The 6,041-nt window shown below is 61.6% G+C and carries 7 protein-coding genes; all 7 read left to right on the plus strand.

Annotated features, from left to right (window positions below; translation table 11 throughout):
- Window positions 1–15: 15 nt before the first annotated feature.
- The 7 genes from J3361_RS20095 to J3361_RS20125 all read left to right on the plus strand — a co-directional run bounded on the left by J3361_RS20095 (window position 16) and on the right by J3361_RS20125 (window position 5,820).
- Complete coding sequence (locus J3361_RS20095) at window positions 16–1,149, plus strand: chemotaxis response regulator protein-glutamate methylesterase (RefSeq protein ID WP_207966034.1); 1,134 nt, start codon at window positions 16–18, stop codon at window positions 1,147–1,149.
- A complete protein-coding gene (locus J3361_RS20100) occupies window positions 1,149–1,889 on the plus strand; it encodes a flagellar motor protein (RefSeq protein WP_122568997.1) in 741 nt (246 codons plus the stop codon). Before J3361_RS20095 ends, J3361_RS20100 begins: the two co-directional genes overlap by 1 nt.
- Window positions 1,890–2,169: 280 nt before the next feature.
- Window positions 2,170–3,054, plus strand: a complete 885-nt coding sequence (motD, locus tag J3361_RS20105) for a flagellar motor protein MotD (RefSeq protein ID WP_207966035.1) — start codon at window positions 2,170–2,172, stop codon at window positions 3,052–3,054.
- A gap of 49 nt (window positions 3,055–3,103) precedes the next feature.
- On the plus strand, window positions 3,104–3,895 hold the full coding sequence (locus J3361_RS20110; protein ID WP_053120309.1) for a ParA family protein: 792 nt from the start codon (window positions 3,104–3,106) through the stop codon (window positions 3,893–3,895).
- A gap of 96 nt (window positions 3,896–3,991) precedes the next feature.
- Window positions 3,992–4,867, plus strand: coding sequence for a CheW domain-containing protein (locus J3361_RS20115; protein WP_207966036.1), 876 nt, complete (start codon window positions 3,992–3,994; stop codon window positions 4,865–4,867).
- A 70-nt stretch (window positions 4,868–4,937) separates the two neighbouring features.
- A complete protein-coding gene (locus J3361_RS20120; protein ID WP_003199144.1) occupies window positions 4,938–5,423 on the plus strand; it encodes a chemotaxis protein CheW in 486 nt (161 codons plus the stop codon).
- A 1-nt stretch (window position 5,424) separates the two neighbouring features.
- The gene (locus J3361_RS20125) at window positions 5,425–5,820 is read left to right on the plus strand and encodes a DUF2802 domain-containing protein (protein WP_003183966.1); all 396 of its coding nucleotides are present in this window, start codon (window positions 5,425–5,427) and stop codon (window positions 5,818–5,820) included.
- Window positions 5,821–6,041: the final 221 nt, after the last annotated feature.

Below are 6,041 nucleotides of genomic sequence, written 5' to 3' on the forward strand. Positions count from 1 at the left end.
TCTAACGGAGTGTTTATGGTAGTTAAAGTCCTGGTGGTGGACGATTCGGGGTTTTTCCGGCGTCGCGTCTCGGAAATTCTTTCGGCGGACACGAGTATTCAGGTCGTCGGTACCGCGACTAACGGCAAAGAGGCGATCGATCAGGCCCTGGCACTCAAGCCGGACGTGATCACCATGGACTACGAGATGCCGATGATGGACGGCATCACGGCCGTGCGGCATATCATGCAGCGCTGCCCGACCCCGGTCTTGATGTTCTCGTCGCTGACCCACGAGGGCGCCCGGGTGACCCTCGACGCGCTGGACGCCGGGGCGGTGGACTTCCTGCCGAAGAATTTCGAAGACATTTCGCGCAATCCGGACAAGGTCCGGCAGTTGCTGTGCGAAAAGGTCCACAGCATTTCCCGCAGCAATCGCCGTGTCAGTGCCTACAGCGCACCGGCGCCCGCCCCGGTTGCGGCGCCAAGCCCGGCACCCACGCCGACGGCTTCGAGCAGCTTCAATCCGGCCCCGGTGCGTAGCGCCCCGGCCCCTGCGCCGACGCGTTCGGCGCCTGCCAGTGCATCGTCGCCGGCACCCAAGCGCAAAGCCTACAAGCTGGTCGCGATCGGCACGTCCACCGGTGGCCCGGTAGCGCTGCAACGGGTCCTGACCCAGTTGCCGGCCAACTTCCCGGCCCCCATCGTGCTGATCCAGCACATGCCGGCGGCGTTTACCAAGGCGTTTGCCGAGCGCTTGGACAAGCTGTGCAACATCAGCGTCAAGGAAGCCGAGGATGGCGACATCCTGCGTCCGGGCCTGGCGTTGCTGGCGCCGGGTGGCAAGCAGATGATGGTCGACGGCCGTGGTGCGGTGAAAATCCTGCCGGGTGACGAGCGTTTGAACTACAAGCCATGCGTGGACATCACCTTCGGTTCCGCAGCCAAATCCTACGGTGACAAAGTTCTGGCGGTGGTGCTCACCGGCATGGGCGCCGACGGTCGCGAAGGCGCGCGCCTGCTCAAGCAGGGCGGCAGTGCGATCTGGGCCCAGGACGAAGCCAGTTGCGTGATCTACGGCATGCCTATGGCCATCGTCAAAGCCGATCTGGCCGACGCGGTGTACGGATTGGACGACATCGGTAGACACCTGGTCGAGGCCTGCATTTAATGGATGTGCTCAGCCTGATTGGCATCATCATGGCGTTCGTCGCCATCATTGGCGGCAATTATCTGGAAGGCGGTCATCTGGGCGCGTTGGCCAACGGCCCGGCGGCGTTGATCGTGATCGGCGGCACCGTTGGCGCGGCGCTGTTGCAGTCGCCGATGAGCGCTTTCAAGCGCGCCATGCAGGTGTTGATCTGGATTCTGTTCCCGCCCCGTGTCGACCTGGCCGGTGGCATCGACCGCGTGGTGAACTGGAGCCTGACCGCTCGCAAGGAAGGTCTGCTGGGCCTGGAAGGGGTGGCCGATGCCGAACCCGACAGCTACTCGCGCAAAGGCCTGCAATTGCTGGTCGACGGTGCCGAGCCGGAAGCCATCCGCAGCATCCTGGAAGTGGATTTCTACACCCAGGAAAGCCGCGACATCGAAGCGGCCAAAGTTTTTGAAAGCATGGGCGGCTACGCGCCGACCATCGGCATCATCGGTGCGGTGATGGGCCTGATCCATGTAATGGGCAACCTGGCCGATCCGTCGCAACTGGGCAGCGGCATCGCCGTGGCGTTCGTCGCGACGATCTATGGCGTGGCGAGTGCCAACCTGGTGCTGCTGCCGATCGCGGCCAAGCTCAAGTCCATCGCGTTGCGCCAGTCGCGCTATCGCGAAATGCTGCTGGAAGGGATCCTGTCGATCGCCGAGGGTGAAAACCCGCGCTCCATTGAGTTGAAGCTCCAGGGCTTCATGGACTGAATGGGAGATATAGGGCGTGCTCATAGTAAATGACGAAGCGCGCAGCGCCCTGCGAGCCGCAAGACTAGGCATGAGGAGAGAAGTTTGGTTTCTTCAAATGAACGACGAATAACGACGTATTGCGGCTCGCAGGGCGCTGCCCTCCGGGTTGGCGCTGTGATTGCGCCAGGCTGCGTTGCGGGGCTTGAGAAGGGAACAACCATTCTCGGCGCCCCGCGCCTTGCCTGGCACAATCACAGCGCCAACGCGCTTCGTCATTTACTATGAGCACGCCCTAAGCATGGCACGTCGCAGGCATCGTGAAGAACACGTCAACCATGAACGCTGGCTGGTTTCCTACGCCGACTTCATCACGCTGTTGTTCGCTTTTTTCGTGGTCATGTATTCGATTTCGTCGGTCAACGAAGGCAAGTACAAAGTCATTTCCGAGGCATTGATCGGGGTCTTTACCGATTCCGACCGGGCCCTCAAGCCCATTCCGATCGGCGAGGAGCGGCCCAAGACCACCACGCCGGCCAAACCCTTGGTCAAGGACAGCGAGCAGGTCGACGCCGGTATCGCCGGCAGTAGCGATCCGTTGAAAAGCATCGCCGATGACATCAGCGCGGCGTTCGGCGATCTCATTAGCTCCAACCAAATGACCGTGCGCGGCAACGAGCTGTGGGTCGAGATCGAACTCAATTCCAGCCTGTTGTTCGGCAGCGGCGACGCCATGCCCAGCGACATGGCGTTCAATATCATCGATAAGGTCGCGGCGATCCTCAAGCCGTTCGACAACCCGATCCACGTCGAAGGTTTCACCGACGATCAGCCGATCCGTACCGCGCAATACCCGACCAACTGGGAACTGTCCTCGGCCCGTTCGGCGAGCATCGTCCGCATGCTGGCGATGCAGGGACTCAATCCGGGGCGCTTGGCATCGGTGGGGTATGGCGAGTTCCAGCCGGTGGCCAACAACGCCACAGCCGAGGGGCGTGCGCGCAACCGTCGGGTGATCCTCGTGGTGTCGCGTAACCTCGATGTGCGTCGCAGCCTGACCGGTACTGGCGCGGCCAATGCAACCCCGGATGCGGCATTGAAGCGGGCTGGCACACAAACTGCACCGGCTCCGGTCAAGTCGCCGGGAAGACAGAGTGCCGTCAATTCTCCGTCACCCGCTTTATAACCGAGCTATTTCTCGGTCGAGCCAGTTTCGGCCGGGAGGAATGATCCGAATGAGAGTCTGGGCAGTCGCCAATCAAAAAGGTGGTGTGGGCAAGACCACATCTTCCATCGCTTTAGCCGGGTTGCTGGCCGAGGCGGGCAAGCGCGTGGTCATCGTCGACCTGGACCCCCACGGCTCCATGACCAGTTATTTCGGCTACGATCCCGACAGCCTGGAGCACAGTAACTACGACCTGTTCCTGCACAAGGGCGTGGTGCCCGAGGGCCTGCCGGGGCAGTTGCTGTTGTCCACCAGCGACGAGCGGATTTCTCTGTTGCCATCGAGCACTGCCCTGGCCACCCTGGAGCGACAGTCGCCCGGGCAGAGCGGCCTGGGCCTGGTGATCGCCAAGAGTCTGGCGCAGCTGTGGCAGGATTTCGATTACGCGATCATCGACAGCCCGCCGTTGCTCGGTTTGCTGATGGTCAATGCCTTGGCAGCCAGCCAGCAACTGGTGATCCCGGTGCAGACCGAGCACTTGGCGGTCAAAGGGCTGGAGCGCATGGTCAATACACTGGCGATGGTCAATCGTTCTCGCAAGCAGACGCTGGCCTTCAACATCGTGCCGACTCTGTTCGACCGGCGCACCCAGGCGTCCCTGGGGACCCTGCGTGTGTTGCGGGACATGTACCCGGAGGACATCTGGCAAGGCTATATCCCCGTCGATACCCGCTTGCGGGATGCCAGCCGTGCCGGTGTGACCCCTTCGCAATTCGATGGCAAGAGCCGTGGCGTACTGGCTTACCGGGCGCTGCTCAAGCATCTGCTGGCCCAACAGCTTGTTCCGCAGCAGGTGGCTTAAGGTGACGAGGCTTTCCACTGGCATCGTGTTCGCTTGCGAGCACTCAAGTCCTACCGCATTCATGCCGATAACCTCTTCAAGTGGCGCACTGTTCCCATGAGCCGCCCGATAAAGACAACCTCGCGCCCGCAAATGGCCCTGCAGTCCTATCTGGATGGGCTGTTGCAGGAAGCGACTGAAGAACTGCCACCGCCGCCAAGCGTGATCGAGGCGTTGCCCGAACCCGTTGAAGCCGAAGGTGTGCTGGATGAATTTCAAGCGGCCGTGCTCGAAGAGCAGGCCCGTGACGCACGCAAATCAGTGGTGGTTGCAGCGGTCGAAGCACCGTTCATCAAGCCTCAACTGGCGGTGATGGAAGCACCTGCGCCGATCCTGGCACCGGTCTCGACCGTTGCCCCGCTGCTGCAGGGCCTGGTGACGCCGGTGGTGGAAGTCCACTTGCCGCCGAGCAGTCCGCCGCCACCGGTGCCGGGCGACGACCGTCCGGCCTGGGCTGCCGAGCCGTTCGAGTGTTTGTTGTTCGATGTGGCCGGGTTGACCCTGGCGGTGCCGCTGGTCTGCCTGGGATCGATTTACTCCCTGGCCGGTCAGGAATTGACGCCGTTGTTTGGCCAGCCGGAATGGTTCCTCGGGATCCTGCCGAGCCAGGCCGGCAACCTGAAGGTGCTGGATACGGCGCGCTGGGTCATGCCGGACCGTTATCGCGATGACTTTCGCCAGGGCTTGCAATACGTGATTTCGGTGCAAGGTTATGAATGGGGATTGGCGGTGCATCAGGTCAGCCGTTCGCTGCGCCTGGACCCGAACGAGATCAAGTGGCGCAGCCATCGAGGGCAACGGCCATGGCTGGCCGGTACGGTGATCGAGCACATGTGCGCCTTGCTGGACGTTTCCGAACTGGCGGAGCTGATTGCCAGCGGCGGGGCAAAACACCTGGGTGGCAGCAAGAAGCCAGCCCAGAAACCGAAATAAGACAACCGGCGGCGCACAGTCGCCGGACAGAATACACGCCGCCACAGGCGGTTTTTCGAGGGGTCAGGGTATGAATGATAAGGCGTCGTCTCAAAAGGGTTCTGAAGATCCGATTCTGCAATGGGTGACCTTCAAGCTCGATAACGAAACCTACGGCATCAACGTGATGCGCGTTCAGGAAGTGCTGCGCTATACCGAGATCGCCCCGGTACCGGGTGCTCCGAGCTATGTGCTGGGCATCATCAACCTGCGCGGCAACGTGGTCACCGTGATCGATACCCGCCAGCGCTTCGGCCTGATGAACGCCGAGATCAGTGACAACACCCGGATCGTCATCATCGAAGCCGACAAGCAAGTGGTCGGCATTATGGTCGACAGCGTTGCCGAAGTGGTTTACCTGCGCCAATCGGAAATCGAAACCGCGCCAAACGTGGGTAACGAAGAGTCCGCCAAGTTCATTCAGGGTGTGTGCAACAAGAACAACGAGTTGCTGATTCTGGTTGAACTGGACAAGATGATGAGCGAAGAAGAGTGGTCGGAACTGGAGAGTATCTGATTTGATTCTTGAGGTAGCAGTCATTGTCCTGTTCCTTTTCTGGGCAGGCACGCTGGCGATGTTCTTGGCGTACATACGTGGCCAGCGGCAGATCGCCGCTCAGCAGGCCCAGGGCGATGCGCTGCGCGACCAGCGCATCAAGGACCTGGCCAAGCGCGTCGACGATTACCAGAACGGCACCGTGCGCATGGGCGAAGCGCTCCATGAGCTGCGTGCCGTGGTCGCGCCGTTGCCGGACAAACTCGCCCAGTTGGAACAGCGCGACCCCTCCAGCCTGTCCTTCGCCCAGGCCGCCCGCCTGGTGGGCATGGGCGCCAGCGTCGACGAACTGACCCAAGCCTGCGGCCTGACCCAGGCCGAGGCGGAGTTGATGAGCAAGCTGCATAAGGGCGGCTGATCGCTTTACTCCGATCCAACTGTGGGAGCGAGCCTGCTCGCGATAGCGGTGTGTCAGTCAACAGAGATGTTGAATGTGGGCCCGCAATCGCGAGCGAGCTCGCTCCCCCAGGTTTTTCTGGCGCTCAGGAATAATCATTCCAGCCTGGTCTCTGTGGCGAGGGAGCTTGCTCCCGCTGGGTTGCGAAGCGACCCCAGGCTTTTTACGACTGCTGCGCAGCC

It is taken from the genome of Pseudomonas sp. OA65, assembly GCF_017498305.1.
Taxonomy (GTDB): Bacteria; Pseudomonadota; Gammaproteobacteria; order Pseudomonadales; family Pseudomonadaceae; genus Aquipseudomonas; species Aquipseudomonas zanjanensis.